Below are 13,936 nucleotides of genomic sequence, written 5' to 3'. Positions count from 1 at the left end.
ACCCGAGAATGATCGGAGCTAGAAACGAAAAAAGCCCGACTCGCGCCAGGCTTTTCTCGTTCAAGCGTTGCCCGCTCAGTCCTTCTTGACCGGCGGCATGACGCGCAGCGACAGCTCCATCAGCTGCTTCGGCGTTGCCGGCGACGGGGCGTTCATCAGGAGGTCCTGTGCCTGCTGGTTCATCGGGAACAGCGTGATTTCGCGCAGGTTCTTCGCGCCGAGCAGAAGCATCACGACGCGGTCGATACCGAAGGCGCAGCCGCCATGCGGAGGCGCGCCGTACTGGAAGGCGCGGTACATGCCGCCGAAGCGTTCCTCGACATCGGTCTGGCTGAGACCGACCAGTTCGAAGGCCTTGACCATGGCTTCCGGCGACTGGTTACGGATCGAGCCCGAGGCGATTTCGAAGCCGTTGCAGACGGCGTCGTACTGGTAGGCCTTGAGCGACAGCGGGTCCTGCGTCTGCAGCGCCTCGAGGCCACCCTGCGGCATCGAGAAGGGGTTGTGGGCGAAATCGATCTTCTTGTCTTCCTCGCTCCATTCGTAGAACGGGAAGTCGATGATCCAGCACAGCTCGAAACGGTCGCGGTCGACCAGGTTCAGGTCTTCACCCGCCTTGGTGCGCGCTTCGCCCGCGAACTTGTAGAATTTGGACGGCTCGCCGGCGACGAAGAAGGCGGCGTCGCCCGCTTCAAGGCCGAGCTGGACGCGGAGCGCTTCGGTGCGCTCCTCGCCGATGTTCTTGGCGAGCGGACCGGAACCGCCGACCTTGCCGTCTTCTTCCTTCCAGAAGATGTAGCCGAGGCCCGGCTGGCCGAGCGATTGCGCCCAGGCGTTCATTCGGTCGCAGAATGCGCGGCTACCACCGGTCTTGGCCGGAATCGCCCAGACTTCGACCTTCGGGTTCGACGCGATCATGCCGGCGAACACCTTGAAGCCGGAGCCGGCGAAATGCTCGGTTACGGCCTGCATCTCGATCGGGTTGCGCAGGTCGGGCTTGTCGGAGCCGTATTTGCGGATCGCGACGTCGTAGGGGATGCGCGGCCATTCCTTGGTGACCGGCTTGCCTTCGGCGAACTGCTCCAAGACAGAGGTCATGATCGGGGCCATCGTGTCCCAGACGTCTTCCTGGGTGACGAAGCTCATTTCCACGTCGAGCTGGTAGAATTCGCCCGGCAGGCGGTCGGCGCGCGGGTCTTCATCGCGGAAGCAGGGCGCGATCTGGAAGTAGCGGTCGAAACCGGCCACCATCAGGAGCTGCTTGTACTGCTGCGGCGCCTGCGGCAGGGCGAAGAACTGGCCGGGGTGGATACGGCTGGGCACGAGGAAGTCGCGCGCGCCTTCCGGCGACGAGGCCGTCAGGATCGGGGTCGTGTATTCGCCGAAGCCGGCCGACGTCATGCGGTTGCGGATATCGGAGATAATCTGGCTGCGCTTGACGATGTTCTTGTGCAGCGTGTCGCGGCGCAGGTCGAGGAAGCGATACTTGAGGCGGATGTCCTCGGGATAGTCAGGCTCGCCGAAGACCGGCAGCGGCAGTTCCTTGGCTTCGGAGAGGACTTCGATCTCCTGGGCGTAGAGTTCGATCTCGCCGGTCGCCATGTTCTTGTTGACGGTGTCTTCCGAGCGCGCCTTGACGACGCCGTCGATGCGGATGACCCATTCGCCGCGCACGGTCTCGGCGATCTTGAAGGCCGGGCTGTCCGGATCGGCGACGACCTGGGTCATGCCGTAGTGGTCGCGAAGGTCGATGAAGAGAACGCCGCCATGGTCACGAACGCGGTGGACCCAGCCGGCGATCCGGACATTGGCGCCGACATCCGACTTGCGGAGGGCTGCGCATGTGTGGCTGCGGTAACGATGCATCATCTCAATTCCCAGTATTTGGCTTGAAGACGGCGGCGGGGGCTCGATTGGCTCTCCCGTTCCGACAAGAAAATCGGGCGGAAAAGCGCATGGACGGCCCGATTTGTCAAGACTTGGCGCGGCAAGCCCGCGGTTTTCGGCGTGGTTGCAGGCTTATCATATGACAGGCTCCGCGGCAGTTTGGCCGCGGAAGGGATATTGCTGAAAGTCCCGGTCAACTTTAAAGAGGACACATCGCCATTTCAGGGAGTCCCGCCATGCCCCTCCTCACCCGTCGCAATCTTCTCAAGGCTTCAGCCGTCGCCGGCGCATATGGGGTGGGCATCGGCGTCGCGGGCAAGTTCGGTCTGGCGCAGGCAGCTCCCGAGCCGCAGGTGCTCAAGGCGCTGAAGTCGGAGGCAACGCTGACCGAGGCCGGGGTGACAAAGAACATCATGACATGGGGTGATGTGGCGGGTGAAGCGGGAATGCCGCCGGTGCTGCGGATGACCAAGGGCAAACCCTATGCGGCGCGACTGGCCAACGCGCTGGACGAGCCAACCACAATTCACTGGCACGGCATACGCGTTCCCAACAACATGGACGGCGTGCCGTTCCTGACGCAGCCTTACGTCTATACCGGCGACAACTTCGACTATGCCTTCACGCCGCCCGACGCCGGAACGTTCTGGTACCATCCGCACTGCAACACGCTGGCACAGATGGGCCAGGGCATGACCGGCGTGATCGTGGTCGAGGATCCGGCCGACCCGACGTTCGATTCCGAGATCATTCTCAACCTGCGTGACTGGCGCCTGGGAGGCAACGGCCAGTTCATCGCCGCCTTCCGCCCGCGCGACGCCGCCAAGTCGGGCACTTTCGGGACGCTGAGAACGGCGAACTGGAACCGGGAGCCGCAGTACGATGCTCCGGCCGGAGGCTTGATCCGCCTGCGCATCGCCATCACCGATGTCACGCGCATCTATTCTCTGAAGGTCGCGGGCGCCGAGGCGACCGTGATCGCGATCGACGGCAATCCGGTGCCGAAGCGCTTTCCGCTCGATCTGCTGCTGCTCGGACCCGGGCAGCGCATCGATCTGGCCGTGCGCATGCCAGACAGCGAGGGCGCGACGGCGACGCTCGAAGACATTCGCGGCACCGCGCCGAAGACCCTCGCCAAGCTGCGCGCGGTTGGCGCGTCGCTGAAGCGCGATGTCGGCGATCTTGCCGCATTGGGCGAAAACCCGGTTGCCAGCGCCGACCTTTCCACCGCCGAGAAGATATCGGTCGTGCTCAGCTCCACAGCCGAGAGCGCGCCCGCCGACGGCATCTGCGGCACGATTGGCTACAGTTTCTGGGCGATCAACCGTGTTCCCTGGCCGGGCGATACGAAAGACCCGACGGCGCCGCTCGCCGAGCTGAAGCTCGGCAAGAGCTACGTCCTGCAGGTCGAGAACGTGACGCAGCATCTGCACCCGATTCACCTGCATGGCATGAGCTTCACCGTGCTCTCCTCCTCGACGCGGGAAGCTGTTCCATTCGTCTCGGATACCTATCTGATCCAGCCTGGCGAGAAGGCGCAGCTCTCCTTTGTCGCCGACAATCTCGGCGACTGGCTGTTGCATTGCCACATCATCGAGCATCAGAAGTCGGGTATGACGAGTTATGTAAAGGTTGTTTGACCCCTCACGGCCGGTAGCGGTTGACATATTGGGCCGAAAGGAGAAGGAAGGTTCAACCATGTCTATCCTGCGAATGAATTGAGATGATTGAAACAACCGCCGATTTGGAGGCGGCCTGCATCGAGCTGGCCAAGTCAGAATTCATTACTATCGACACCGAGTTTCTGCGCGAGACGACGTTCTGGCCGGAACTTTGCTTGATCCAGATGGCAAGCCCGACGATGGAAGTGCTTGTCGACCCCCTGGCAAAGGGGCTCGACCTGAAGCCCTTCTTCGAATTGATGGGCGATGCCAGCGTGCTGAAGGTGTTCCACGCCGCGCGGCAGGATATCGAAATCATCTACAACAGGGGCGGTCTCATTCCGCATCCGATCTTCGACACGCAGGTCGCGGCGATGGTCTGCGGATTCGGCGATTCCGTTTCCTACGACCAGCTGGTAAGCCGGACCAAGGGCGTGCAGATCGACAAGTCCTCGCGCTTCACCGACTGGAGCCGGCGCCCGCTCTCCGAAAAGCAGCTCGACTATGCGCTGGCCGACGTGACGCATCTGCGTGACGTCTACCTCTATCTCAAGGCCGAGCTGGAACGCGAAGGCCGTTCCTCGTGGCTGTCCGAGGAGATGGACGTGCTCGAGGCGAAAGAGACCTACGACATTCATCCCGACGATGCCTGGCAGCGCCTGAAGATGCGCCTGCGCAAGCCGCAGGAACTGGCGGTGCTGAAATACGTGGCCGCATGGCGCGAGCGCGAGGCGCGTAGCCGCAACGTGCCGCGTTCGCGCGTCATCAAGGACGACGCGATCTACGAGATCGCACAGCAGCAGCCGAAGGATGCCGAGGCGCTCGGTCGCCTGCGCACGATCCCGAAGGGCTGGGAACGTTCGTCGGCGGGCGCCGTCGTGGTCGAGGCGGTGAATACGGCGCTGGCGCTACCCAAGGCCGAGATGCCGCATGCGCCGAGGCAGAACCAGCCGCCCGAAGGGGCCGCCGCCGCCGCCGAACTGTTGAAGGTCCTGTTGAAGCTGATCTCGGAAAAGCACGGCGTCGCGCCCAAAGTGATCGCCAACAGCGAGGATCTCGACAAGATCGCCGCCGAGGGCGAGAACGCCGACGTCGGCGCGTTGCGCGGATGGCGCCGCGAGCTGTTCGGCGATCCGGCCCTGCAATTGATCAAGGGCGACGTCGCGCTGCGCTTCGTTGGCAAGAAGGTCGAGACGGTCGCTCTCTAGGTCGTGACGCAATTTTACCGGCGTACCGATTTAGGTCACAACCGCGCCCAATCGTTCAGCTAAATCTTTTTCGAAGGGATATCCCACACCCTTCCGAAAGGGCTTTCGGACGCCTACATTGCTTCAGGTGCACGCTGGCCAAGGCTGAACGAAAAGGCCCTTATGAGAGAAGTATCCCCGGTCCAGAACTGGCTTCTGATCATGCTCGTCATGGCGGCAAGCGGCGTTCTCTACAGTGTCATGTTCTTCCAGGACAGCCGCCCCTTCATCGGCGCGATCTTCGCGCTGTGCATGGGGATGCCGATCATCGCGTTCGAGCGAAAAGTCTTCCTGCGCGGGCTTCAACGGCGCATCGAACAACTGCCGACCTTCACGTTCTTTCTCGCCGAACTCTTCATCTACGAGATCCTGATGAGCGTGGGCTTCGCGGTGGCGGGTCTATCACTCTGGGGCCTCGGCCTGATCACCCCCAGTTCGTGGGTCGATGCGGTCGTGCTGCCGTTCAATGCGTTTCTCTACGCGCTGGCGGTCTGCTCGCTGATGATCTTCGTGCTTCGCGTTCGCGAGCTTCTTGGTCGCGACGTGTTCGCGAGCATGCTTGTCAGCCGTTACCGCAAGCCGGTGAGCGAAGAGCGGGTTTTCCTGTTCATCGACCTGGTGGATTCCACGGCATTCGCGGAGAAGCACGGCGACCTGCGCGCGCAGCAGATGCTGAGCTCGCTGTTCGCGGCCTTCGCCGAGCCGGTGCGCAAGCACAAGGGAACGATCGACGACTATGTCGGCGACGCCGCGATCATCAGCTGGCCGCTAGAGCGCGGGGTGAAATTCGCCCGCTGTGTGAACTGCATCTTCGACATCATCGGCGCCATCGAGGCGGATGCGGAGAATTGGCTGAAGACCTACGGCCAGGTGCCGCGCCTGCGTGCCGCTTTGCACGGCGGCAACATCATCACCGCGGAAATCGGAGTCGACCACCACAAGATCACCTATTTCGGCGATACGATCAACACGACGTCGCGGCTCGAATCCCTGTGCAAGACGCTGAACCGCGCCGTGCTGATATCGGCCGACCTCGCCCAGCGCATCCAGCTGCCTTCGAAAGTCGTCGCGGAGGATCTCGGCCAGCACGCGGTCAAGGGCCGCGGACAGAGCCTCGGTGTGATCTCGCTCGTCAAGGCCGACAACCATATCGCGGCACCGAAGCTTCAAGCTGGCGTCACAGCGCCGACCTAAGGCGCGCTACTCGAAGCGGAAAGCGAGCCGCTTGTTGGTAAGCTTGGCGAGCTGCTGCAGGCGGCCATCCAGGCGTTCGCCGGCAAAATCGTGGTATTCCGAAGGCACCACGAATTCGAGGTCGAGATCGGGGTCGCTCGATTTGCGGAAGGTCAGGTTGCGAACGATGCCGGGCATCGAGGCCGAGAACAGATAGACGACGCGCAGCATGCCGCCGAGCAGCTTGGCGCGCTCGACATATTGCGGCGTGGCGATCGTCGCCAGCGGGCTGGTCGCGCCGTCGTCGTGCAGCCCTTCGAAGCGGTAGTAGTTGGCGAGCGCGATGAAGGCGCGGCCGGGATGGCTGATGCCGACGAAGGACGTGTGGGCGATGATGTTCAGCGCCTGAAGGCCGCGATAATCGGGATGGGCGCGCCAGCTGATGTCGGCGAGCAGGCAGGCGGCCTGGCGATAGCGGGCCTCCTCCGGCGTCTCCGAGATATCGAAGAACGGCATCATCCGGCCGGTCCATTCCGAAAGCTCGCGGGCGTGTTCGGGCGAGCGCGCACGCAGGATCGCGAGTTCACGCGCGGCCTCGATCAACGGGTCGGCGCGGCGTTCGCTTTCGGAGAGAAGCGAGTAGAGATAGCCCTCGCGCACGCCCTGGCCGGAGAAGGAGATCACCGAGGGCTTCATGACGCTCAGCACTTCCTTCATGGCAACCGCACCATATGGAAGGAGCGCACGGCGGTATTTCGATACGGCCGCCCAGGCGGGGTCCTTGGAATCCTTGGCAGCGTCAACCTGATCGAGGAACAGCATCATCTGCTCGAAGGAGATCTCGTAGCCCTGCATCATGTGCAGCGGGTAGTTGATCATCTCCATATGCAGCTTGGCGATGTTTCGCCAAGTGCCGCCGACGGCGTAGAAGGTGCGCCCCTCGCCCTTGGCCAGAAGCCTGGAGATGGTCTTAACATGCTTGCGGGCGAAGGTACGGGCCTTGTCCATCGAGCCGCCGGCATATTCCGACAGGCGTAGCCCACCGAGCGGCAGCGTCACGCCCTGGCCGAGCTCCTTGCCCTTGATATCGATCAGTTCCAACGAGCCGCCGCCCAGATCGCCGGCGATGCCATCTGGCGTATAGAAGCCGCTGACGATGCCGAGCGCGGAGAACCTGGCCTCTTCCTCGCCGGACAGAACGCGCACCTTGCGCTGCAGAATGGTTTCGGCGCGATGAATGAAATCGGGGCCATTCGAGGCCTCGCGGGCCGCGGCTGTCGCCAGCACATACATGGTGGCAGCACGCGCCTGATCGGACAGCGCCTTGAAGCGATGCAGGGCGGAAAGCGCACGTTCGACGCTGGCCTCGTCCATCTTGCCTGTCAGCGCTATGCCCTTGCCGAGACCACAGAGAACCTTTTCGTTGAAAAGGATCGTGGGCGATCTCGACAAGCCTTCATAGATGACCACACGGATCGAGTTCGACCCGATATCGACAACGGAGACCGGAGCAATCCCTGGAAGGCGCCCCTGGGCTTCTGATTCAACCATGCAGGTCCAGTTTTATCTTTTTGTCCGGCCAGAAAGAAGGCCGGCAATCAGCTTTGGCGCACTGGATTTCAACGCTTCACCGCGGCCCGAAAGGCTCGGATTGGTCATGAAATACTGTTGCGCATTGAACGGCTCCTCGCCCTTGCGCACTTCCATGCGCCTGGACGTCCCGTCGGCCAATATCTCGTAGCTTTGCTGATTGTCAATGAGGTTGCCCAGCATGATCTGTGACAAAACCTGCTCGTGCACGGTCGGATTGGTAAGCGGAACCAGCGTTTCGACACGGCGATCGAGGTTTCTCGGCATCATGTCGGCGGAGCCGATATAGACCAGCGCCTTGTCCGACGGGAGGCCGTGACCGTTGCCGAAGCAGAAGATGCGGCTATGCTCCAGGAAGCGGCCGACGATCGACTTGACGCGGATGTTTTCCGAGAGACCGGGCACCTGGGGGCGCAGGCAGCAGATGCCGCGGATGACGAGATCGATCTCGACGCCGGCGTGGCTCGCCGTATAGAGCGCGTCGATGATTTCGGGATCGACGAGCGAGTTCATCTTCATCCAGATGGCCGCCGGGGCGCCGCTCCTGGCGTGCTTGATCTCTTCGTCGATGTGGCGAAGGATGCGCGAGCGCAGCGTATAAGGCGATACGGCGAGCTTCATGCTCTCTTCCGGCTCGCCATAGCCGGTGATGAAATTGAAGATGTTGGCCATGTCGTGCGCAATCACAGGATTGCAGGTGAAGAACGACAGGTCGGTATAGATCTTCGCGGTGATCGGGTGATAGTTGCCGGTGCCGAGATGGCAGTAGCTGCGCAGCTTGCCCTCTTCGCGGCGCACGACCAGCGACATCTTCGAGTGGGTCTTCAATTCGATGAAGCCGAAGACGACCTGCACGCCGGCGCGTTCGAGGTCGCGCGCCCAGCGGATGTTGGCCTCCTCGTCGAAACGCGCCTTCAGTTCGACCAGCGCGGTCACCGACTTGCCGGATTCGGCCGCATCGATCAGCGCGCGAACGATCGGGCTGTCGTTGGAGGTGCGGTAGAGCGTCTGCTTTATCGCCAGGACGTCAGGATCGCGCGCAGCCTGGAGCAGAAACTGGACCACCACGTCGAAGGACTCGTAGGGATGGTGAACCACCATGTCCTTTTCGCGGATGGCGGCGAAGCAATCGCCGGCGTGTTCGCGGACGCGCTCGGGAAATCGCGCATTGTAGGAAGGAAACCTCAGGTCGTCGCGCGGCGCCTTGGTGATCTCGGACAGCGTGTTCAGCGCCAGAAGACCCGGCAGCACGGCGACGCGGTTGTCGGGTACGTTGGTCGCCTGGACCACGAACTGGCGCAGCGAGGCCGGCATTTCGGAATCGGTTTCGAGGCGGATCACCGAACCGCGACGACGGCGCTTCAGCGCTGTCTCGAAGAAGCGGACGAGATCTTCGGCTTCTTCCTCGACTTCGATATCGCTGTCGCGGATGATGCGGAACGTACCGGAACCCTGCACCTCATAGCCCGGGTAGAGCCGGTAGATGAAGATATTGGCGACATCCTCGAGCGTGATGTAGCGGATCGTGTTGCCGTCATCCGGCAGGCGCACGAAACGGTCGAGCGCCGGCGGCAGGCGCAGCAGCGCCGTCATCGGTTCGCGGCCGTTCTTGCTGACCAACTGCAGGCCGATCGAGAAGCCGAGATTGGGAATGAAGGGGAACGGATGGGCCGGGTCGATGGAGAGCGGCGTCAGCACCGGGAAGATCGCCTGCTCGAATTCGGTGGCGAGCCAGTTGCGATCGGTTTCGCTGAGCGCGCCCGGGCGAACGATCAGGATGTCTTCCTTGGCGAGATACTGCTGCAGCACGGCCAGCGAGGCCTGCTGCTCCATCTGCAGATTGTCGATTTCCTGCAGGATGGATTCGAGCTGCTCGGCCGGCGTCTTGCCGTCGGGCGTGCGCACGACGATGTTCTGACGCACCTGTCCTTCAAGGCCGGCAACGCGCACCATGAAGAATTCATCGAGGTTGGCGGCCGAGATCGACAGGAAGCGAACGCGCTCGAGCAGCGGATGCTCGGTGTTCAGCGTTTCCTCGAGAACGCGGCGATTGAACTGCAGCCAGGAGAATTCCCGGTTTATGAAGCGCTCGGGGCTGGAGAGCAGTTCTTCAAGCGAAGGAACGTTCGCCTTGGTTTCAGGAGCGGTCTCCTGGTTTCCCGCGACTGCACTGTCCATCGTTCGATTGCCCCCTCATGATTGCGCCAAGCCGAATATATCAGTTTCACGACGGAACTGTGACAGTCAATCAGCCGGATCGGAATTGCCCAATTCATTCAACACTTCAGCGGCAAGCGCGCGCGTGATTTTGGTGCCTCTTGAAAGCGCCAGCCGGTCCAGTCGCTCGACGATCGTCTGCGCGGCGTTCAGCGACCGCTCCATCCTCACGACAATATAGAGCACCAGTTTGTCATCTATATAAAGCTGACGATCGGCGAAGAGCTTGACGATGACTTGCGACAACAGTTCCTCGTCCGGCTCGCCGATCTCGACGACCGTCGCCGCCTTCAGGCGGGAACGCAGGTCGGCCAGTTGCACCGGCCAGGACATCGGCCAGAGGCGGCTCGTCATCAACAGGCTATGGCCGTTTTCGCGCACGCTGTTGATGACGTGGAACAGCTCGGTGTCGTCGAAGCCCACGCGATCGACGTCCTCGAAGAGAACCGGGCCGCTCGCCGCATCGACCGCCGCGTTGACGCCGGCCTTCGGATGGATGAGCCTGGCGCCGCTGTGATCCTTCCAGATATTGGCGAGATGCGACTTGCCCGACCCGACCGGGCCGGCAAGGATGACGACAGGCGACGGCCAGTTCGGCCAGGCATCGACGATCTCGACAGCCGCCGCCAGCCGCTCGGAGATCAGGAGATCGTCACGACCGGTCGCGGCGTCATGAGAAAAGGCCAGGGGTAGCTGCTCCACGGGCTTGCGCCTTGAGTCAGCGTTTTTCACGTCAGTCATTTCGGGCCAGCTTTTGTCTTCCGTACCGGGGCCGCCTTCGCCTCGCCCGCATACAGGTCGCTGTCAAGGTAGCGCGAAAGCGCGAAACGGACAAGAACGCCGACGGCGGCGGCGGCCGGCACCGCGACCAGAAGGCCGACGAAGCCGAACAGCGCGCCGAAGGCGAACAGCGCGAACATCAGCCAGACCGGATGCAGACCGACGCTATGGCCGACGAGCTTCGGCTGCAGGATATTGCCTTCCATGAACTGCCCGCTGAAGAAGACGACGAGCACCGCGCCGACCCAGAGGTAATCCGGCCAGAACTGGACGAGCGCCACGCCGAGGGCGGCAATCAATCCGACCGTGGAGCCGACATAGGGGATGAAGCTGATCATGCCGGCGAAGAGGCCGATGAGCAGGCCGAAATTCAGCCCGACGAGCGACAGGCCGACCGCGTACCAGATACCGAGGATGAGGCAGAGCGAGCCCTGCCCGCGAATGAAGCCGGCGATCGCCTGATCGATCTCGCGCATGATCTGGTGGACGTTTGCGACGTAATCGCGAGGCACATACTTGTCGATGTTGTCGACCATGCGATCCCAGTCGAGCAGCATGTAGAAAGCGACCACGGGTGTCACGATCATCAGCGAGATCACGTTGACGACGGCCAGGCCGGAGCTCCAGACCTGGCTGAACAGCCCGGTGAGCAGGCCGAAGCCCTGCGACAGGATTTCCGAAAAATTGTTCTTGATGGTGCCGAGCTGGTTCTTGATCCAATCCGGCAGCATCGAGTTCTGCTGCTTGGCGATGAAGGCCTGCAGCTGGTCGATATATCCCGGCAGCCGGCCGGCGAAATCGGCGAACTGGCTGGCGAGGATCGGGATCAGGATCATCAGCGCCAGCACGATGAGGATGACGAAGGCGATCAGGATGACAATGGTCGCCATCAGGCGGCTGAGGCCGAGCTTTTCCAGCCGGTCGGCAACGGGGTCGAGAAAATAGGCGATCGCCATGCCGGCCAGGAACGGCAGCAGGATGGAACTGAACACCAGCAGGAAGGCAATGAAGAAAGCGAGCACGATCAGCCAGAAGATGACCTGGCGCTTCAGACTGGCGCCGCTAACCTGCTGTGGCATCATGTTCTCCGCTGATCGAACGTCGGTATATGCCGCATCGCAGCGATACGGCCCGCGAGCCACATAGGATGCAGCCGCGAGAATGGTCAACCCCGGCGTCCAATTTCCCGATTGCCGTGGTCGAAAGAGCGGGAAATTGGGGCTTTTGCCACGCAATGCCTTGCATAAAGGCCCCTGTCATGCAATTGCGACCCGCATGTGACGCGGGGATATTTCCCGCCCGACGACAGCCATCGGAGAGCAGTATGAGCCAGTCCGGAAAAAACGGTCTCACCTATAGCGATGCAGGCGTGGATATCGACGCTGGCAACCTTCTCGTCGAAAAGATCAAGCCCGCCGTACGCTCGACCCGCCGCCCCGGCGCGGATGGCGAAATCGGCGGTTTCGGCGGCCTGTTCGACCTCAAGGCCGCCGGCTTCACCGATCCGGTTCTGGTCGCCGCCAATGACGGCGTCGGCACCAAGCTGAAGATCGCGATCGATGCCGATTATCACGACACCGTCGGCATCGACCTCGTTGCGATGTGCGTCAACGACCTCGTGGTCCAGGGCGCCGAGCCGCTGTTCTTCCTCGACTACTTCGCGACCGGCAAGCTCGATCCGGACCAGGGTGCGGCGATCGTCGAAGGCATTGCCGCAGGCTGCCGCGACGCAGGCTGCGCGCTGATCGGCGGCGAGACCGCCGAGATGCCGGGCATGTACTCCTCCGGCGATTACGATCTGGCCGGCTTTGCCGTGGGTGCGGCCGAACGCGGCAAGCTGCTGCCTTCCGGCGATATCGGCGAAGGCGACTTCATCCTCGGCCTCGCTTCCTCGGGCGTGCACTCCAACGGCTTCTCGCTGGTGCGCAAGATCGTCGGCATTTCCGGCCTCGCCTGGGATGCGCCGGCCCCCTTCGCAGATGGCAAGACGCTCGGCGAAGCGCTGCTGACCCCGACCCGCATCTATGTGAAGCCGTTGCTCAGCGTCATCCGCGAGACCGGGGCGATCAAGGCGCTGGCGCACATCACCGGCGGTGGCTTCCCCGAGAATATTCCGCGTGTGCTGCCCAAGCACCTGGCAGCCGAAATCGATCTTGCGGCCGTCAAGGTTCCGGCGGTGTTCTCCTGGCTGGCGAAGACCGGCGGCGTCGAGGCGAACGAGATGCTGCGCACCTTCAACTGCGGCATCGGCATGATCGCCGTCGTTTCCGCCGAGAACGCCGACACGATCATCTCAGCGCTGGAAGCGCAGGGCGAAAGCGTCGTGCGGCTCGGCCGGATGATCGCGCGCGCCGAGGGCGCTCACGGCACGCTCTACAAGGGCACGCTCGCCATATGACGTCTTTGCGCAAACGCGTCGTCGTCTTCATCTCAGGCGGCGGCTCCAACATGATGGCGCTGGTTGCGGCTGCCAAGGCCCAGGATTTCCCGGCCGAGATCGTCGGCGTGATCTCCGACAAGCCGGATGCGGGCGGGCTTGCCAAGGCGGCCGCCGAGGGCATCGCGACCTATGCCTTCGCGCGCAAGGACTACGCCAGCAAGGAAGCGCATGAGGAGGCGATTTTCGCGGCGCTGGACGCGCTCTCGCCTGATATTCTCTGCCTGGCGGGCTATATGCGCCTGCTGAGCGGCACGTTCATCCAGCGCTACGAGGGGAAGATGATCAACATCCACCCTTCCCTGCTGCCGCTATTTCCCGGCCTGCACACCCACCAGCGCGCCATCGACGCCGGCATGCGGATCGCCGGCTGCACAGTACATTTCGTCACCGAGGGCATGGATGAAGGCCCCGTCATCGGCCAGGCGGCCGTGCCTGTACTCTCCGACGACACCGCCGATACGCTGGCGGCGCGCGTGCTGACGGTCGAGCATCAGATCTATCCGCAAGCACTGAAGCTGTTTGCCGAGGGCAAGGTGCGGATGGAAGGTGGCAAGGTTGTCAGAACGGCCGATGCATCAGACACCACGGCAACGGGTGCCGTCATCTCCGCCTGACTGGCGCCCGGCCGGAGATTGACCGGCGAGATGATGCGGATCATCATGTGCGTGGCCCACGGAGCAACGCCATGACTGTTACCGTCAATATCGATGAAGCAAGCCTTCCCGAACTCCTTGCCAAGGTCGAAGCCGGCGAGGAGGTCGTTATCCTGCGCGATGGTTTGCCAGTGGCAAGGTTGGCCCCTGTCGCGGCGGATCACGAAAAGCGCAGGCAGGCCATCGAGGCCGTCCGTGCCTTCCGGAAAACCATGCCAAGCATTACAGCAGAAGAAATTGCCGAGTGGAAGGCGACGGGCCGGCGATGACGCGGCCTACCTAGCGCTG

At 62.6% G+C, this 13,936-nt stretch carries 11 protein-coding genes; 6 read left to right on the top strand and 5 right to left on the bottom strand.

Annotation, left to right across the window (positions count from 1 at the left end; genetic code table 11):
* Positions 1–75: 75 nt before the first annotated feature.
* Positions 76–1,866 carry an aspartate--tRNA ligase gene (gene aspS / locus GGQ67_RS07610; RefSeq protein ID WP_183899887.1) on the bottom strand — a complete coding sequence of 597 codons (1,791 nt, stop codon included), beginning with the start codon at positions 1,864–1,866 and terminating at the stop codon, positions 76–78.
* 257 nt (positions 1,867–2,123) lie between these two features.
* Here aspS and GGQ67_RS07605 point away from each other — a divergent pair, with 257 nt between their 5' ends.
* The 3 genes from GGQ67_RS07605 to GGQ67_RS07595 all read left to right on the top strand — a co-directional run bounded on the left by GGQ67_RS07605 (position 2,124) and on the right by GGQ67_RS07595 (position 5,989).
* The gene (locus GGQ67_RS07605) at positions 2,124–3,527 is read left to right on the top strand and encodes a multicopper oxidase family protein (RefSeq protein ID WP_183899583.1); all 1,404 of its coding nucleotides are present in this window, start codon (positions 2,124–2,126) and stop codon (positions 3,525–3,527) included.
* 83 nt (positions 3,528–3,610) lie between these two features.
* Positions 3,611–4,756, top strand: a complete 1,146-nt coding sequence (rnd, locus tag GGQ67_RS07600) for a ribonuclease D (RefSeq protein ID WP_183899582.1) — start codon at positions 3,611–3,613, stop codon at positions 4,754–4,756.
* Between the two features lie 162 nt (positions 4,757–4,918).
* On the top strand, positions 4,919–5,989 hold the full coding sequence (locus GGQ67_RS07595) for an adenylate/guanylate cyclase domain-containing protein (RefSeq protein WP_183899581.1): 1,071 nt from the start codon (positions 4,919–4,921) through the stop codon (positions 5,987–5,989).
* 6 nt (positions 5,990–5,995) lie between these two features.
* On the opposite strand, the gene ppx is transcribed toward GGQ67_RS07595, so the two are convergent.
* The 4 genes from ppx to GGQ67_RS07575 all read right to left on the bottom strand — a co-directional run bounded on the left by ppx (position 5,996) and on the right by GGQ67_RS07575 (position 11,634).
* A complete protein-coding gene (ppx, locus tag GGQ67_RS07590) occupies positions 5,996–7,519 on the bottom strand; it encodes an exopolyphosphatase (RefSeq protein WP_183899580.1) in 1,524 nt (507 codons plus the stop codon).
* A gap of 12 nt (positions 7,520–7,531) precedes the next feature.
* On the bottom strand, positions 7,532–9,736 hold the full coding sequence (locus tag GGQ67_RS07585; protein WP_183899579.1) for an RNA degradosome polyphosphate kinase: 2,205 nt from the start codon (positions 9,734–9,736) through the stop codon (positions 7,532–7,534).
* A 66-nt stretch (positions 9,737–9,802) separates the two neighbouring features.
* Positions 9,803–10,516, bottom strand: a complete 714-nt coding sequence (hdaA, locus tag GGQ67_RS07580; protein ID WP_183899578.1) for a DnaA regulatory inactivator HdaA — start codon at positions 10,514–10,516, stop codon at positions 9,803–9,805.
* Entirely contained in the window at positions 10,513–11,634 is a 1,122-nt protein-coding gene (locus GGQ67_RS07575; protein ID WP_183899577.1) for an AI-2E family transporter, read from the bottom strand. Before GGQ67_RS07575 ends, hdaA begins: the two co-directional genes overlap by 4 nt.
* A 245-nt stretch (positions 11,635–11,879) precedes the next feature.
* Here GGQ67_RS07575 and purM point away from each other — a divergent pair, with 245 nt between their 5' ends.
* The 3 genes from purM to GGQ67_RS07560 all read left to right on the top strand — a co-directional run bounded on the left by purM (position 11,880) and on the right by GGQ67_RS07560 (position 13,917).
* Positions 11,880–12,953 (top strand): phosphoribosylformylglycinamidine cyclo-ligase, encoded by a 1,074-nt coding sequence (gene purM / locus GGQ67_RS07570; RefSeq protein WP_183899576.1) that lies wholly within the window; start codon positions 11,880–11,882, stop codon positions 12,951–12,953.
* A complete protein-coding gene (purN, locus tag GGQ67_RS07565; protein ID WP_183899575.1) occupies positions 12,950–13,609 on the top strand; it encodes a phosphoribosylglycinamide formyltransferase in 660 nt (219 codons plus the stop codon). The genes purM and purN overlap by 4 nt, the downstream gene beginning before the upstream one ends.
* A gap of 71 nt (positions 13,610–13,680) precedes the next feature.
* Positions 13,681–13,917 carry a type II toxin-antitoxin system Phd/YefM family antitoxin gene (locus GGQ67_RS07560; RefSeq protein ID WP_183899574.1) on the top strand — a complete coding sequence of 79 codons (237 nt, stop codon included), beginning with the start codon at positions 13,681–13,683 and terminating at the stop codon, positions 13,915–13,917.
* Positions 13,918–13,936: the final 19 nt, after the last annotated feature.

Origin of the sequence: Rhizobium metallidurans, assembly GCF_014196505.1 — a bacterium.
GTDB lineage: Bacteria > Pseudomonadota > Alphaproteobacteria > Rhizobiales > Rhizobiaceae > Rhizobium > Rhizobium metallidurans.
Note: the sequence above shows the minus strand (reverse complement) of the source record. Positions and strands in the feature narration are given on the sequence as shown.

What these genes read in the sequence shown, in the direction of transcription:
- aspS (WP_183899887.1), bottom strand. Translation starts at nt 1,866, where the DNA reads ATGCATCGTTACCGCAGCCACACATGCGCAGCCCTCCGCAAGTCGGAT.
- GGQ67_RS07605 (WP_183899583.1), top strand. Translation starts at nt 2,124, where the DNA reads ATGCCCCTCCTCACCCGTCGCAATCTTCTCAAGGCTTCAGCCGTCGCC.
- rnd (WP_183899582.1), top strand. Translation starts at nt 3,611, where the DNA reads ATGATTGAAACAACCGCCGATTTGGAGGCGGCCTGCATCGAGCTGGCC.
- GGQ67_RS07595 (WP_183899581.1), top strand. Translation starts at nt 4,919, where the DNA reads ATGAGAGAAGTATCCCCGGTCCAGAACTGGCTTCTGATCATGCTCGTC.
- ppx (WP_183899580.1), bottom strand. Translation starts at nt 7,519, where the DNA reads ATGGTTGAATCAGAAGCCCAGGGGCGCCTTCCAGGGATTGCTCCGGTC.
- GGQ67_RS07585 (WP_183899579.1), bottom strand. Translation starts at nt 9,736, where the DNA reads ATGGACAGTGCAGTCGCGGGAAACCAGGAGACCGCTCCTGAAACCAAG.
- hdaA (WP_183899578.1), bottom strand. Translation starts at nt 10,516, where the DNA reads ATGACTGACGTGAAAAACGCTGACTCAAGGCGCAAGCCCGTGGAGCAG.
- GGQ67_RS07575 (WP_183899577.1), bottom strand. Translation starts at nt 11,634, where the DNA reads ATGCCACAGCAGGTTAGCGGCGCCAGTCTGAAGCGCCAGGTCATCTTC.
- purM (WP_183899576.1), top strand. Translation starts at nt 11,880, where the DNA reads ATGAGCCAGTCCGGAAAAAACGGTCTCACCTATAGCGATGCAGGCGTG.
- purN (WP_183899575.1), top strand. Translation starts at nt 12,950, where the DNA reads ATGACGTCTTTGCGCAAACGCGTCGTCGTCTTCATCTCAGGCGGCGGC.
- GGQ67_RS07560 (WP_183899574.1), top strand. Translation starts at nt 13,681, where the DNA reads ATGACTGTTACCGTCAATATCGATGAAGCAAGCCTTCCCGAACTCCTT.